Here is a 15,515-nt window from a genome sequence, read left to right as displayed (position 1 = left end):
TCAGCTTATCCTGTTTCAGGTTCGTCAGCTTATCCTGTTTCAGGTTCGTCAGCTTTTCCTGTTTCAGGTTCGTCAGCTTATCCTGATTCAGTTGCACCAGCTTACCGTGGTTCAGTTTCGTCAGCTTATCCTGGTTCAGGTGCGTCTGCTTATGGTTCAGGTACAGCGTCTGGTACAAGCTCCTTTTCGGCGACTGGCAGTAAAAAAGATAAACAAATAATCATGGATGTTCTGGCAGAACTTAATGCCAAGATCGTTGGTACTTATGATCGGGGTGTTGTCAATGGTTCAATAAAATCTAAACGGTTTTATGGCTCCTTTTCAAGTTCAAGTAAACAATTTTTTGAAGATGACTCGTCGACTAAACAGGTGGCCATCAGATCCGGCAATGAGAAAAAGTCTGTCATTATTGTGATTTCGAAATATTATAATGATACAGATATAAAGGTTGTCACTAAATCTCAGGAGTCGAGAGAGCTGGAATCAAAGCTTGTCAGTGCTTTGAGTAGGAAACGTCTGGGGCTCAAGGAGTTGGTTAAACAGATTGATGCAAATGATGTTTCAACGCGCTGAATTGAATGATGCAAAAGGCCTGTGCTTAACAATACTGGAATACTGCATTAAAAAATGACGCGGGCGCAAGTTGATCAAGATCATTATTTGCAATCGTTGCAAGGACGCAGGAAGCTAATGCAGGAAAGTTCAAATACCCTGCATTCCTTGCATTCCGAGCGGTTTGAAGGAAGGATGGAAGCCTCCTCTGTACTTCGATTCCGCTCAATACAAACGGTAATTAAGTTCGATTGGTATTACATCTTCTCGACCGTTTCAATCCCCAGCAGGCCAAGACCCAGCTTCAGGGTTCTGCCGGTCAGGGCGCAGATCTGCAGGCGGCTGTTGCGCAGGGCTTCAGAAACGCCTTCCTTGTTCACCGGGCATGCTTCATAGAACTTCATAAAGGCACCGGAGATGTCGTACAGATAGGCGCACAGCTGATGTGGCAGACCTTCCCTGGCAACGGTTTCAATGGTTTCACTGAAGCGGCACAACTTCAGAGCCAGCTCCCGTTCAGCATCGTTCTCGATCAGGATATCACCAGTGAGGTCAGACTCGATGATACCGGCCTTGCGGAAGATGCTCATGATCCGGGTGTAGGCATAGAGCAGGTAAGGTGCGGTATTGCCCTCAAAGGCCAGCATGTTATCCCAGTCAAACACATAGTCACTGGTCCGGCTTTTGGACAGGTCTGCATACTTTACCGAGCCAATGGCCACAGAGCGAATCACATTCACTTTCTGTTCTTCGGAAAGATCGCCGGATTTGCTGGCAATCACGGCTGCTGCTCTCTCTTCCGCTTCGTCCAGAAGGTCTGCCAGCTTGATGGTGGTGCCGGCACGGGTTTTGAAGGGTTTGCCATCTTTGCCCAGCATCATGCCAAAGGCGTGGTGCTCAAGTGAAGCGTGGTCAGAAGCAAATCCTGCCTTGCGGGCAATGGTGAATACCTGGTCGAAATGCTGTCCCTGGCGTGCATCTACGTAATAGAGAACGCGATCGGCGTTCAGGGTATGGCAGCGGTGACGGATCGCCGCCAGGTCAGTGGTGGTGTAGAGGAAACCACCACCGGACTTCTCGACGATGACGCCCATTGGGTCGCCATCCTTGTTTTTGAACTCATCCAGAAAGACAACCCTGGCACCCTTGTCTTCGCTCAACAGTTCTTGTTCATCCAGCAGCTTGATGATGACGGGCAGGCTGTCGTTATAGGCGCTTTCACCCATCACATCAGCAGCGGTCAGTGAGACATTCAGGCGATCGTAGATATCCTGGTTGTGTGACAGGGTGGTATCCACCAGCTTTTTCCACAGTTTCAGGCAGTACTCGTCACCGGCTTGAAGACGGACGACATAGCTTCTGGCGCGGGTGGCAAAGTCAGGATTTTCATCAAAATGCTTCTTGGCTTCGCGATAGAACGTTTCCAGGTCAGAAAGCTCCATGCTCATGGCTTCCTGGTTCTCTTTCTCGAGTTCTTCCAGGTGGGCGATCAGCATGCCGAATTGCGTACCCCAGTCCCCCAAGTGGTTCTGGCGGATCACCTTGTGCCCGAGAAACTCAAGGGTTCTGGCGGTTGAGTCGCCGATAATGGTGGAGCGCAGATGGCCCACATGCATCTCTTTGGCAACATTTGGTGCTGAGTAATCAACAACCACGGTTTGCCTGTCGCCGGTTTCCGCAACACCAGCCCGGGGATCCTTGATGGCAGACAGAAGGCTGCTGGCCAGCCAGTGGGGAGCGAGATGAATGTTAATAAAACCGGGTCCGGCAATGTCAACCTTGCTGGCAATGCCATCAAGGTCAAGATTGTCCATCACTTTTTGCGCCAGTTCCCGAGGGTTCATGCCCATTTTTTTGGCAGCAGCCATCACGGCGTTGCACTGGTAATCACCAAAGTTTGCCCGTGTGCCGGGGCGAACCATGGCCGGGGTATCCTTTGGAGCACCCGCAGCAATAAGCGCTTTGATGACCTTGTCTTCAAGCAGCTTGAGAATATTCATGCATGAGTCCTTGGTTAAAACTCGCTGGAATTTAAATGGCGGGAATGCTACCGAAAAAGGCCATTGGTCTCAATAGAAGCGCGTATTCAAATAGCAGTGCTTGAACTTATATCAGGGAGGCTGGAGATAATGGTATCTTTAATTGGGTTGTGTTCATAAAGAGCCTGACTGAAGAAAGACCTGACAAAACAAAAGTTGATAGATATGACATCCAGATCAAACAATAGCAGGCGGGGAGCCAGTAAATCGACCAATGCCGGTAAATCAGCCGGTGTGTCTCTAGCAAACTGGGCCTGGCTGCTGGCTGGTCTGGTTATTGGCGTGTTTGCTGCTTTTCTGGCAGGGCTGACGCCCTCTGCCAAAGATGTACGGACCGTAGCCGAGCAGGTCAAGTCATCGTCCGGGGATGAGCAGAAAAAAGATAATCAGCCGGTGTTTGATTTTTATACCCTGCTTCCCGAGTCAGAAGTCACGGTCTCAATTGCGGAGCCGGAACCGAAAGGGGAACCGGCAGCGGTCTCTGCCAAAACAGCGAGCAGTAAGCTGGATCAGAAACCGGCAGCGACAGCCAGTCCTAAAAAATATCTTCTGCAGGCCGGTTCCTTCCGCAGCTCTAAGGATGCTGAGCGACTCAGAGTTCAATTGCTGTTGGAAGGTTTGACACCCAAAGTCGAGAAAGTCAGCGTTGGCGGAGGGGAAACCTGGCACCGGGTGCAGCTGGGACCATTTACCGATCGGGCCTCACTGCAGAATGCCCAGGAAGTGCTGGCCAGCAAGAACATTGATAGTCTTCTGTTACAGCTGAAATAGGAAAAAGCGCAATTCCGGGCGGGTTTTCTCTTCCGCCCCTCTTGATAATTTATTTCCCTGCCCCATATAAGGCCCTGTTATCCGTTTTTTTAATAAGGAGCGAGCCTTGGAACAGTATCGTGGCACAACTATTCTGTCGGTACGTCGTGGCGGCAGTGTCGTGATCGGTGGTGATGGCCAGGTTTCGCTGGGTGATGCCGTAATCAAGGGCAACGCCCACAAAGTACGCCGACTGCATAAAGGTAAAGTGATTGCCGGTTTTGCCGGTGGCACAGCCGATGCATTCACCCTGTTTGAGCGTTTTGAAGCCCAGTTGGAAAAACACCAGGGACGACTGACCAAATCAGCGGTTGAGCTGGCCAAAGAGTGGCGAACCGAGCGAGCCCTGCAACGGCTGGAAGCCATGCTGATTGTTGCTGATGCCACTGCCTCCCTGATTATCACTGGTAATGGCGATGTGATGGAAACGGAAGATGGCATCCTGGCCATCGGTTCCGGTGGTTTTTATGCCCAGGCAGCTGCCAAGGCACTGTTTCACAACACCGAAATGGGTGCCAGGGATATCGTTGAAAAGAGTCTGGGTATTGCCGCAGATATCTGTGTCTACACCAACTCAAACCAAGTCATCGAAGAGCTTCCTGCAGCTTGAAACAATAGCTATCTAACGAGTTTCTGATATGTCAGATATGACACCCCGTGAAATTGTCCACGAGCTGGACAAACATATTATTGGCCAGGACGAGGCCAAACGTGCCGTTGCCATTGCCCTTCGTAACCGCTGGCGCAGAATGCAGTTGAATGAAGATCTGCGTAACGAGATCAGCCCGAAAAACATTTTGATGATCGGCCCCACCGGCGTTGGTAAAACCGAGATTGCCCGTCGTCTGGCCAAACTGGCCAATGCACCGTTTATCAAGGTGGAAGCCACCAAGTTTACGGAAGTGGGTTATGTGGGTCGTGATGTCGAGTCCATTGTCCGTGACCTGATGGACGCTGCCATCAAAATGCTCCGTGAGATGGAAATGGAGCGCGTTCGCCACCGTGCGCTGGATGCCGCTGAAGAGCGCATTCTGGATGCACTGCTGCCGCCTCCCCGTTCTTTTGGTGAAGAGTCTCAGCCCCAGGACAACTCAACCCGTCAGGTATTCCGCAAAAAACTCCGTGAAGGTGACCTGGACGATAAAGAGATTGAGATTGATGTTCGTGAAGCGGCCATGGGTGTTGAAATCATGGCACCTCCTGGCATGGAAGAGATGACCAGCCAGCTGCAGAGCATGTTCTCTAACCTGAACACCGGTAAATCCAAAAAGCGGAAGCTGAAAGTCAAGGATGCCATGCGTCTGGTTCAGGAAGAAGAAGCGGCCAAGCTGGTCAATGAGGACGAGCTCAAGACTAAGGCAGTGGACGCTGTTGAACAGAACGGTATCGTCTTTATTGACGAAATTGACAAAGTGGCCAAGCGCTCAGGTGCTTCCACTGCCGATGTCTCCCGTGAAGGCGTTCAGCGTGACCTGCTGCCATTAATTGAAGGTTGTACCATTTCTACCAAGTACGGCATGGTGAAGACGGATCACATTCTGTTTATTGCCTCCGGTGCGTTCCACCTGGCCAAGCCTTCCGATCTGATTCCAGAGCTGCAGGGACGCCTGCCCATCCGTGTTGAACTGAAAGCGCTCTCTTCTGATGACTTTATGCGTATTCTGACCGAACCGGATGCTTCTCTGACGGAACAGTACCAGGCGCTGATGGCCACAGAATCACTCACTATCGAGTTTACCGACGATGCCATTCGCCGCCTGGCGGAGGTTTCCTGGCAGGTGAATGAACGCACTGAGAATATCGGTGCCCGCCGTCTCCATACGGTGATGGAGCGTCTGTTGGAAGAGGTTTCCTTTGGTGCTGCAGATCTGGCCTCTGCCCAGGATGGAGCGCCGCTGAAGATTGACGCGGCTTATGTTGATAAACACCTGGGTGAGCTGGTTCAGGATGAAGACCTGAGTCGTTATATCCTCTGATGTTTGATAGGAAGTGGTCAGTGTCTTGCTGGTCACTCCTTTTCAGTTTCTTACTCTTACTTAATGAGTTGAAGCCCCGCCCGAAATGACTACCCCAATTCCATCCGCCATTAAACTGCACAAACGCTCCAAAACCTTGGAAATTCAGTTTGGTCATGACACGTTCCAGCTGGAGGCAGAGTTTCTCAGAGTATTAAGCCCTTCTGCCGAGGTTCGTGGTCATGGCAACCCTGTTTTGCAGACCGGTAAACTGAATGTGGCTATCACCGGTGTGGAAATGGTTGGTCAATACGCCATCAAGCTGATGTTTGATGATGGGCATAACAGTGGGATTTATGACTGGGGCTACCTTTATGAACTGTGTCATAACAAGGCGACGATGTGGGATGAGTACCTGCAGGCATTGAGGGATGCGGGTGCCAGTCGTGATCCGGACGTTTCCGTGGTTCGTTTTTTTCAGTAAATTTTTAACAAGACGATTGTCGTTAAAACCTCTGAGCCAGGCACGCACTTACCCGTCTTCCACCGGACAAGGAACGTTTATTCACCGGAATTGAAGTGGGGGTTTGAAACAATCAAGATTCAAGACACGGCCCCGGTTTTCCTGAAATTGGCGGCATGTACCGCCAATACCGGTTCACTTTTGGTGGACTGATTACCACCATTTTCAGTGTGTTTGCTGTTAACTGGTGTTATCAGCTGTAGGCTACTGAGGCTGTATATCAGGTAGTTGGCGTGTGTAAATGACCAATCTCTTCCTCCATTATAAGGCCGAGAATACCATCCAGAATTTCGTTCCCGTCTTTGGCGTGATACATATACATATTGTCTTTACCGGCACAATGTGCAAGATTTGGGCGCCCAGCGGTGGGGTCATAACCGATGCCAATACCCACTATTTTTGACTGGAACTTTTGACCACCAGGCGAGTTAGGTTTATTTAGCTCAGTTCTTATTTTATCGCAGTATTTTACCTGACTACCATTAAGTCTGGTATGAATATGATAACTAGAATAAACATCATGTTGCGTATAAAAATATTTATTTCTTCTTCTAATTGGCAACACCCCATGGTCTTTTCCATCTGAAAGAACGATTATTAATCTTCTTGGGTTCATTCCATTTTTTGCCAATTGAGCCCCGCGCATAATACCTTCAAAGCTTGCGGCGGTTCCACGGGGTTTCATACCATTAATTTCTCGTTTAATTGATTCATAATCAGTACGCGGCTTTACTGTCCAGAACTGATCAGCAGCACCAACATTATTAACATTATTGCCTTCAGCATTTGTAAAAACTTTCTTATAACACCGCTTTTCATCAAACATTCTCTTATAGGTTTCAATATGTACCCCAAAAAACCAAGGCTTATTATAATTAGGTACTCGTTGAGAAACCGAGCAATAACGCCATCTCCTGCCATCCCATTCCTTGTTCTTTGTTACTTGATTGAAAGGCACTAATGAAAGGGTATTCTGCCTCTTTCCACCATTTAATTTTGCATAGTCTGTTAACTTGTCCGCTACACCGTTAACAATGCTTCGCAGAGCGTCTATCTTCCTACCCTGTCCAGCATGCCACCACTCATTCATAGTGTTAGAAAAATTAGCCACCAGCACCACATCAACAGCTGTACTCTGATTTTTCCTGGCAGTCTGGCTGGGAGTAAATTGAACTTCTGGCTCAAAACCAAAAGGGTTAGCCTTTGACTTTGGAAACCAGCTGGTATGATGCGTTGTAACATCGACCTTAAACTGCAAAGACTCTCCATCGGTATACTGTCTTTCAACCTCCACCGAATCGATACTGCTTTTGTCATGCACCAAAGCATCCATATATTTTTTGGCAAGATCTTTACTTTTATCTGGATCCTCACTACCTTGTGCAGTCACGGCCAGAGTCGCTACCTCAGCCGCATCAGCTACTTCGGCTTTCAGGCGCAAATAACGTCCTCCTTCAATACTTAAAAACATTAGCCCAACCAGCACAGGCAGCATCAAGGCAAACATAATGGCCGCTGCGCCTTTTTGTTGTTGAGGAAATGCTGCTCTTGTCTGTTTCATCATTACCTCTTTACTTACCGCCCCATCATCACGGAAGTTGCCCGTAATTTACTAAAATCTTTGCCGATCAAGTCGCCATACCAGTTCTGGCCTTCATAGCATAAGGTAACCTGATATAGCGCCGGGGGACGCCCCCGGCTGGTTTTGAAGTACAGTTCCCTTTTTTTATCCCTCAGTGATTTTTCAGGTGTACAACCACCATCTGAAAACAACGGAGACTGGGACACCTGAACGCAGACTCCGGAACCATTGCAATTTAACAACTCTTGTTCAAGATGCATATTAAACTTGTCTGACTCAAATTCAGACATATTTCGCTTCATGGAATTTTTTAACAGAGTGAACAATTGATAAAATTGTGCGTTGGTTGCTTTCTCACTTCGGCCATAAAGCTGTGTCCGCTCCTTAATAATATTGACACCGGAATAACTGAGCCTCTGCAAATGCCCCTGGGTATTTTCCTTAACCACAATATCTGATAAGAACATCAAAAACAGCGCTAAGATGGAAGCAACCAGAGCAAACTCAACCATGAAGACACCCTGCTGCCTGTTCCTGAGATTTTTCCTTGGATTTTCCCCAATAAGAATGTTAGCTGCCTGATGTAACATTAAATTCAGACCTCTCATACTCCTGGATGGTGATGACTTCCCTGCTGATTTTCATTGCATTTGCTTCTTTCTGGCCCATAAAAAGAGATAGAAACAATGGCTGATAATCATAAGAAACCCGATAAATGGCGATGGGAGAGTTCGTTTTTGCACCGTTGCAGGCTTCTCTGGCTAAATCATCAACAGTTTTGCAATATTTGGTCTCAACACCGAGATCATCCACATCAATAAAACTCCCCCACAAAGAATTGGTATCCTTAATAGCTGCTTCGAAAATCTTTTTGTAGTCAACTCTCTCTGACGCCTTGGCACTTCGTCCCGCTTCAGTCACCGAATAATCCACCAGTGCCGAAACAAACCCCATATAGCTCACTTCCATCCAATAAAAAATCATCAGCAGAAAAGCAAACATGCCAAGGGCTGTTTCAATGGCGACCACACCTCTTTGTTTTATCCGTTTTTGTCTTATCCGTTTCATGATTATCCGGTTACATCATTGAGCAGCCGATAAACTGACTGCTTTCATTTCCGACAAAGCCCTGAACAGCTGCACTCTTTCCTGCTCCGTCCGGGCACCGGTATACACTGCTTTAAACTCTTCATACATACCACCCAGCACCAGCGCCACCACCAGATTGGCGGTAATCCGGTCATCCGCCTGACCGGTGTTGTACAGCGGCATCAAACGCTCAACAGCACTGCGGTATTTCTTTTCGAGAATATCGATCATGGCCAGATTGTTCATAACAATGACATCGTCCAACATGCCTTGTCTGGCCTTGTGGAAAAAGCGCCGGGCCTCACTGAAAGAGCCCATATCCGCATAAATCAGGCCAAGCTGGTTGGCAATATGAGGATCCTTCGGATCAAGCGCCATGGCATCAACGGCGGCCTGCAAGGCATCTCCCTGTTGTTCCAGATCAAGATAAGCTCTGGATTGCAGTAACAGCATTTTGGCATTGGCTCGCCCGGCGCTTACCACCGGATTAATGTAAAACAGTGTTGAGTCAGGATCCCGGGCATCCAGATAAGCCTGCCCGAGAAGATAACGGCTGGCATCCTCTGTCTGTACGTCTGGCGCCGTCTTTAACTGGTTTTTATAAAGTTCTACCAGCCCCGCATGGTTGCCAGCCGCTTTCAGCAAAGATTCATTAGCTACCGAATCAGCCAAGACAGGAGCATCAGCAGCACGACGACTATCTGAGCTGCTATTGGTAGCACAACCCTGAAGCAGAAGAACAGAAAGGCAAAGGCCAATAGCTAAAGCATGGCGAATTTTGCCGGTAATATTTGGGTTTTTATCCATTACCCATCATCCTTATAATTCCCGGAGCCGTGATAAGAAAAACAATGGGGAACATAATAAAAAGAATCAACGGCACCGACATTTTTGCCGACAACTTCCCCACTTTCTCTTCCAGCTCCAGCATCTCAATTTCCCGGAGATTGGCTGACAGTCGGGTCAATACTTCAAAAATTGAGCTACCATACTGCAAACTCTGGCTGAGGGTATACACAAAACTACGTACCTGATTGGTCGGGTAGTGCTCTGCCATCTCTTCCAGTGCATGTTGCATTCCGGCTACCCTGGACAGGGTATCCACACGTCGGATGACGTATGCCAGATCCTGATCAAAACTTTGCAGCTCACTGGCCAGATAAGTCATGGAAGCTTCAATGGTCATACCCGTCTGAACGCAAACTGACATTAAATCACACACATAAGGCAACTCTGTGGAAATCTTGCGGATACGTTTTTTCTGCCGATGCTGCAACCACACATCAGGCAATAAAATCACCAGCACGATGCCAACAAAGGCGGCGGCAAGCCGCTGCATCGGCTCGGCAATACCAAATCGCTCTCCCAGAAAAAACACAATAACAAATATCAGCAGCCCAACCTTGATTTTGGCGGGGAAATACAACGCAGCCAGACGGGGATTATAAATACCGGCACGTATAAAGCTGAGTTCCACATCCTTGCTATAGGAAAAATGAAAATTCATTGAGGCAAACAGCCTTTTCCAGCCCATGGCACCATCATTGAAACCAAGCCAGTATCGAGACATCTGACGAATAAAAAAACGATTGAGCAAAAGTACAGGAATAAAGGCCACCAGTAATGAAATAACCACTCGCACCATTGGGTTTTGCAGCAAATTAGTGAGCATATTCATGGCAGTACCTTAACTCTGTACCCGTTTCATAAGCAGCCAGATAATACCCATGCCAATCACCTCACTGATAACGACATAATAAAGTAGCTTCTGACCTTCACCGGTATTGACAACAAAATCAAAGTTGGCCGGGCTGACGTATTTCATCATAATCACAAAACACACCGGAATTGCCGCAACGATATAAGCTGACATACGCGCTTCAGCTGTCAGGGCTTTCTTCTTTTTTATCAGCGCATGACTGTTAAACATCACCTGATTCAACCGCTGCATAATATCTTTTAATTGACCACCCCGATAAATATTTGCCCGCAAAGTAATAGCAAAAAAGTAAAAGTGACCGTACGGGAAACGCAGACATGATTTCTGCAAAACTTCATCCGGTGACTGGCCTATGCTCAACCGGTGACCCATCTGTTTAAATTCAGTACCTACCACACCTTCCATCGCATCACCGACAAACACAATGGCCTGCATCAGACTTTCTCCAGAACTCACGGCACCAGAGAGCATATTAAGGGCATCGGGGAAAGAAGCATCAAACTGTCGTTTTTCACGGGCTTGCAGGCCGTGTAAACAGACAAACAGTAAAACCACCAGCAGCCCCAGAAAAAGCAGCAGAGGGTGTAACTGAATCAGATAAGGCTGAATCATCGTGGTTAATCCGGCCACCACCAGAAAAAATGCCAGCACTTTCAAACCCAGGTGTTCACCAATACGACTTCTGACATTTTCCAGCCCTATTCTGATACGTGCCTTCAGGGGCTGGTCTGTCAACAGACGGATATTCAGGGCTTTAGCCTCTTTGATGGTTTCCTGCTGTTGTTCTGATTTAAGAAACGACAGCGGTTCTTCTCTGCCCTGCCAGGCCAGTAACAGCATGACTATGGATAAACCAATTAAACTAAACCAGATCATCAGAGCACCTCCCGGAAAGCCTGATCCAGTACGTTTTCCATACCAAACAGCCGGGCTTTCTTTTTCAGTACAGAACGGGTAATCAAACCAGTGGTCTTAAACTGTCCGGTTACCGATTCATTGGGTTGATGGGCAGAGGGCTCAAACTTGAATATTTCTTCGAGAACCACCTGCTCATTTTCAACGCCCATCACTTCACAGATACTGGTAATCTTGCGTGAGCCATCGTACAGGCGATTGACCTGCACAATCATGTCTACTGCGCTGGCAACGTTTCCGCGGATATATTCCAGTGGCAGGTTAGGAACGGCCATCAAAATCATACTTTCCGCCCTGGCCAGAGCATCTTTGGGAGAATTTGCATGGAGGGTCGACATGGAACCATCATGGCCGGTATTCATGGCCTGAAGCATTTCAAACGCTTCCGGGCCGCGGCACTCACCCAGGATTATTCGGTCAGGGCGCATCCTCAGCGAATTGATCACCAGATCTCTCTGGTTTATTGCCCCGGTATTCTCAATACCGGCAGGGCGGGTTTCCATTCGCACTACGTGGGGCTGTTGCAGACGAAGTTCGGCAGCATCTTCAATGGTTATTATCCGCTCATTTTCAGATATGTAATGAGACAGTGCGTTGAGCATAGTGGTTTTACCGGAGCCAGTACCTCCTGAGACCAGGATATTCATCCGACAACCGGCTGCTACCGCCAATACTCTGGCCATTGGCAGACTGAGCGTACCGAACTCAATCATCTGCTCCAGCTTCATATCCTTACGGCCAAATTTTCGAATAGATATGGCTGAACCATCCAGGGCGATGGGAGGAATGGCAATATTAACCCGGCTGCCATCAGGAAGACGAGCGTCGCATAGTGGCTGGGATTCATCCACCCGGCGCCCGGCATAGGCGGCTATTCGCTTGGCAATACCCAGCAGCTGAGCCTCAGTGATAAACACCACATCACTGCGGGTGATCTGTCCCTTGCGCTCAACATACACACAGTCAGGGCCATTGACCATAATGTCGGAGATATCAGGATCATCAATCAACGGTTGCAGGGGACCAAAGCCCTTAATCTCATCGACCAGCCGTTCAACAAACCCTGTGCGCATCATAACCGGGATTGACATTGATTCCCGGCTGACCAGTGCATCCACACCGTTTCTGAGCTGCTCTTTGAGTGTTTCAACAGGGAGACTGGTCACCGCTTCGGCATCCAGCGCATCAAATATCCTGCTTCTCACCCTTTCATATACATCCTGCACACCTGGCATGGCGATACCTCATTGTTACTACTAGGAGGCCCAGAATAATTTCTTCAGTAAAGACTCTTCAACCAGAGGCTTACCAATAATCTTGCGGGAAAGTTGCCTGAAGGGTGTTGCCTGCCTGGCGTTGCCATCAATAAAGCGCTTGCCGGTGGTCAGGTATTCTTCAGCTTTGCGGTAATAAGGTATTTCGATATCCACAGGCTGATCGAGGTACTCTTCCACTGCCTTGCGATTAATCCGATGGCTGACAACATTATGGTTGAGCACAATGATATGGCGAGCAGGACTCTTCATCTCAGGATTCACTTCCATAAACTGTTGCAGAAAAATTTTCGACTCGTGCAAGCCTGACAGTGAAGGCTGAACCACCATCACAATACAATCCACCAGATCACAGATCTCTCTGGGATCAGGGTAAATTTTCACTGAGGCAGAGTAATCTTCAATAATAAAGTTGGCATCATAGCTAAGAGCCAACAACAAGCGGTTGTTGTATTCATAGAGTTCAACCGGTGTCAGGGTATCAGATTCCAGCCCCAGGTAACGAATATTGGGATCCAGTTCAGTTAGCTGGCTCTGGGCAGTCATATGATCCAGTGTATTGGTCAGGGAGTGGTGACTGACAGCGGTGTCGGTCATCTTGCGCCTGGCCAGATCACGCTTGCCAAGCATGATATGCATATTGCTGCCTTTGTAGCCGTGATCCACCAAAATCACCTGCTGTTGACTCTCCCGGGACAGGCTGTAGGCCAGCTCCCCGGCAATCATAGTGCAGCCACTACCGCCCTTAAGACCGACAACACCAATTCTCATGGCAGCCCGGGCGTGGTTAACCGAATGACTGCGGTTAACATCATCGTTGATATGGTGCAACAGCGATAGAATATCGTCTTTCTTGGCAGGCCAGTAAAGATAATAAAATCCCAGTTTTTCCACTTCCCGGGCGGTGGACATTTTATCTTCACTGCCAATTAAAATGACGGTTCTTTCTCGCGAAACAAGGTGTTTTAGAGAGATTGCTTTTTCTACCACATCACCACTGCATTCAGCGAACAGAAACGCACTGTTGGCCGCCGTAACCTGGTCTGCCAGCCCATCGTCTGTACATTTCTGACCTTGCGGAGCTTCCATACCTTCAAACAGTAACGCTTCTTCCAGCATCCGGAAGCAGGCGCCTGTCTGATAAAGAACCATGCTTTGTCTGCGTCGGGGCTCTTCAACAGGCTTATTACCGAAAACCTGAGCGGGCACCGTTATTTCAGGTAAATTGAGCATAATAACCTTCCTGTTATCGCTGCTTTACTGTCTGCTTGTTGGCAGGCAGCATTTTTTCCGGATGAACCATGGACTTGTAGCGGTTATGCTCAACTACGCAACCTTCATAGATTTCTTCGTCTCGGGCTGGTGAAATATCCATGGCCGGACAGGGCACAGTGTGTACTGAGTAGCCATCATCACCGGCAACCACCTTGGCAGTGGCCGGTTGATAACTGGCAAAGCGACTGTCACAACCTGCTATCATCAAGCATGTTGTCAGCAGGATACATCCTGATTGGAGTAATACTCTCATTGCTTGAATCCTCCTGAAGACAGAATCAACCGGGCATTGCTGCGAACGGGTGACTTGGCATCTTTTTCTATATGGAAGTAACGCATCAACGTATTGCTGCGACTCATCACCGGCAGCTCAACCAGGTCAGGCGCTACAGGCTTGACCAGATTGACAGTGGCAACAATGATCAGCTCCGATTTGATTCTTTCACTTTTGGTGTAGCGGAACAGTGCACCCAGAATGGGCACATCACCAATCATAGGGATTTTTGACAGTGCTTCGCGGTCTTCACTGCTCAGCAGTCCACCCAATACAAAGCTCTCACCATCGCCCAGTTGCACCGTGGTTCTTGCCCTGCGGGTTCTAAAGGAAGGAATATTCAGCTGGTTGTTGCCGTAACTGGTATCAACGGCACTGACTTCGGGCTCCATGGCTATATTAATCTTGTCGTCTTCCAGAACTTCTGCCGCCAGTTGCAGGCGAATACCAAACTCTTTGTAGGTGATTTCATAAGTATCGTCTATGCGGGTGACAATAGGCACTTCACCACCGGCCAGGAACGAAGCGGTCTCACCGGAAATAACCGACAGATTAGGCTCGGCCAGCACCTGCCCCATGGTGTCATCATCAGCAGCATATATATAGCGGGCAATATCGTTGGAACTGATCTGTCCCAGTAAATCAAAAAATTCACCGGCTACAAAAGAACCGCCATTTCGGGTACCCCATTTAAAACCCAGCTGACGAATAAAAGAGTGAGAGACCTCAGCAATGGTGATTTTCACATTCACCTGCTTTGCTTCTGACACTTCAATATTGTTGACCACACCCTGGTATTCCCGCTTTTCAATAAAGCGCAGATCAAACGTCCGGTCATCGGTTTCCCAGGTCAGTTTTTCTTTTTCCACATCTTTGTTCAGCAGTTCACCCACCAGGTAGTAAATATCCTGTTTTACCTGCTCAGAAGGCACCGTACCGGTTAAGACCACCTGATCACCCAGGTTAAAAACCTCAATGGTTTGTTCGGGGAAGCGTAATTTTAACTGCTGGCGGATAATGGCCAGACTTTTATTCACCACCAGCGTCCGGTTATCAATCACCTTGCCATCACTGCCAATAACTACCAGGGAACTGCTGCCGACCTCATGACCGAAAATAATCAACCGATTGCCTTTTACCACCTGATAATCAGCCACCTCGGGATTGGCAATAAATACGGTGTCGATTTTATTGGGGTATTTCAGCGTCTTCGCTTCATTGACCCCCAGATTGGTGACTGCTGCCGCCGCAACCACCGAATACCCTAGCATGACAATGAGCAACCATCCTGCCCACCCGATTTTCCCAACCCTGTTCATAATACTGCTCTCATTACCGCTGTCATCTATTGTTGGCTTTTGGCTTTTGGCTTTTGGCTGCTGGCTTTTGGTTGCTGGCTGCTGGCTGCTGGCTGTTCCGAGATATGCCGTGACAGCCAACACCCAACAGCTAAGGAATTGTCCCGAATTAATTTCAACATTTTGAACTCGATCTCCGTTCATCCTGA

General features: G+C 48.3%; 16 protein-coding genes. 5 read left to right on the top strand and 11 right to left on the bottom strand.

Features of this window, described 5'->3' with window-relative positions:
• Nucleotides 1-573 (top strand): hypothetical protein (locus tag KDK15_RS16110; protein ID WP_257296409.1); only part of this gene is annotated, 573 nt, incomplete at its 5' end.
• Between the two features lie 236 nt (nt 574-809).
• Here the strand turns inward: KDK15_RS16110 and argS are convergent.
• Nucleotides 810-2,552, bottom strand: coding sequence for an arginine--tRNA ligase (gene argS, locus KDK15_RS16105; RefSeq protein ID WP_257296408.1), 1,743 nt, complete (start codon nt 2,550-2,552; stop codon nt 810-812).
• Nucleotides 2,553-2,756: 204 nt separating this feature from the next.
• Between argS and KDK15_RS16100 the strand changes: the two genes are divergently transcribed.
• The 4 genes from KDK15_RS16100 to KDK15_RS16085 all read left to right on the top strand — a co-directional run bounded on the left by KDK15_RS16100 (nt 2,757) and on the right by KDK15_RS16085 (nt 5,840).
• Nucleotides 2,757-3,362 (top strand): SPOR domain-containing protein, encoded by a 606-nt coding sequence (locus KDK15_RS16100; protein WP_257296407.1) that lies wholly within the window; start codon nt 2,757-2,759, stop codon nt 3,360-3,362.
• A 106-nt stretch (nt 3,363-3,468) separates the two neighbouring features.
• Nucleotides 3,469-4,011 carry an ATP-dependent protease subunit HslV gene (gene hslV / locus KDK15_RS16095; protein ID WP_101749044.1) on the top strand — a complete coding sequence of 181 codons (543 nt, stop codon included), beginning with the start codon at nt 3,469-3,471 and terminating at the stop codon, nt 4,009-4,011.
• A 28-nt stretch (nt 4,012-4,039) separates the two neighbouring features.
• On the top strand, nt 4,040-5,377 hold the full coding sequence (gene hslU, locus KDK15_RS16090; RefSeq protein WP_257296406.1) for an HslU--HslV peptidase ATPase subunit: 1,338 nt from the start codon (nt 4,040-4,042) through the stop codon (nt 5,375-5,377).
• 85 nt (nt 5,378-5,462) lie between these two features.
• On the top strand, nt 5,463-5,840 hold the full coding sequence (locus KDK15_RS16085) for a DUF971 domain-containing protein (RefSeq protein ID WP_257296405.1): 378 nt from the start codon (nt 5,463-5,465) through the stop codon (nt 5,838-5,840).
• A 259-nt stretch (nt 5,841-6,099) separates the two neighbouring features.
• On the opposite strand, the gene KDK15_RS16080 is transcribed toward KDK15_RS16085, so the two are convergent.
• From KDK15_RS16080 to KDK15_RS16035, 10 genes are all read right to left on the bottom strand, one after another.
• Nucleotides 6,100-7,443, bottom strand: coding sequence for a pilus assembly protein (locus tag KDK15_RS16080; RefSeq protein WP_257296404.1), 1,344 nt, complete (start codon nt 7,441-7,443; stop codon nt 6,100-6,102).
• A gap of 11 nt (nt 7,444-7,454) precedes the next feature.
• Nucleotides 7,455-8,051, bottom strand: coding sequence for a tight adherence pilus pseudopilin TadF (tadF, locus tag KDK15_RS16075; protein WP_257296403.1), 597 nt, complete (start codon nt 8,049-8,051; stop codon nt 7,455-7,457).
• Entirely contained in the window at nt 8,032-8,529 is a 498-nt protein-coding gene (locus KDK15_RS16070) for a TadE/TadG family type IV pilus assembly protein (protein WP_257296402.1), read from the bottom strand. The genes tadF and KDK15_RS16070 overlap by 20 nt, the downstream gene beginning before the upstream one ends.
• A 15-nt stretch (nt 8,530-8,544) precedes the next feature.
• The gene (locus tag KDK15_RS16065; RefSeq protein ID WP_257296401.1) at nt 8,545-9,357 is read right to left on the bottom strand and encodes a lipopolysaccharide assembly protein LapB; all 813 of its coding nucleotides are present in this window, start codon (nt 9,355-9,357) and stop codon (nt 8,545-8,547) included.
• Complete coding sequence (locus KDK15_RS16060; protein ID WP_257296400.1) at nt 9,350-10,228, bottom strand: type II secretion system F family protein; 879 nt, start codon at nt 10,226-10,228, stop codon at nt 9,350-9,352. Before KDK15_RS16060 ends, KDK15_RS16065 begins: the two co-directional genes overlap by 8 nt.
• A 9-nt stretch (nt 10,229-10,237) precedes the next feature.
• Entirely contained in the window at nt 10,238-11,146 is a 909-nt protein-coding gene (locus KDK15_RS16055; protein ID WP_257296399.1) for a type II secretion system F family protein, read from the bottom strand.
• The gene (locus KDK15_RS16050) at nt 11,146-12,420 is read right to left on the bottom strand and encodes a CpaF family protein (RefSeq protein ID WP_257296398.1); all 1,275 of its coding nucleotides are present in this window, start codon (nt 12,418-12,420) and stop codon (nt 11,146-11,148) included. The genes KDK15_RS16055 and KDK15_RS16050 overlap by 1 nt, the downstream gene beginning before the upstream one ends.
• Before the next feature lie 21 nt (nt 12,421-12,441).
• Complete coding sequence (locus KDK15_RS16045) at nt 12,442-13,692, bottom strand: hypothetical protein (protein WP_257296397.1); 1,251 nt, start codon at nt 13,690-13,692, stop codon at nt 12,442-12,444.
• A 13-nt stretch (nt 13,693-13,705) separates the two neighbouring features.
• Nucleotides 13,706-13,987 carry a hypothetical protein gene (locus tag KDK15_RS16040; protein ID WP_257296396.1) on the bottom strand — a complete coding sequence of 94 codons (282 nt, stop codon included), beginning with the start codon at nt 13,985-13,987 and terminating at the stop codon, nt 13,706-13,708.
• A partial coding sequence (locus KDK15_RS16035; RefSeq protein ID WP_257296395.1) for a type II and III secretion system protein family protein occupies nt 13,984-15,515 on the bottom strand: 1,532 nt, incomplete at its 5' end. The genes KDK15_RS16040 and KDK15_RS16035, both read right to left, overlap by 4 nt.

This window comes from Endozoicomonas sp. YOMI1, from assembly GCF_024606345.1.
GTDB lineage: Bacteria > Pseudomonadota > Gammaproteobacteria > Pseudomonadales > Endozoicomonadaceae > Endozoicomonas.
Note: the sequence above shows the minus strand (reverse complement) of the source record. Positions and strands in the feature narration are given on the sequence as shown.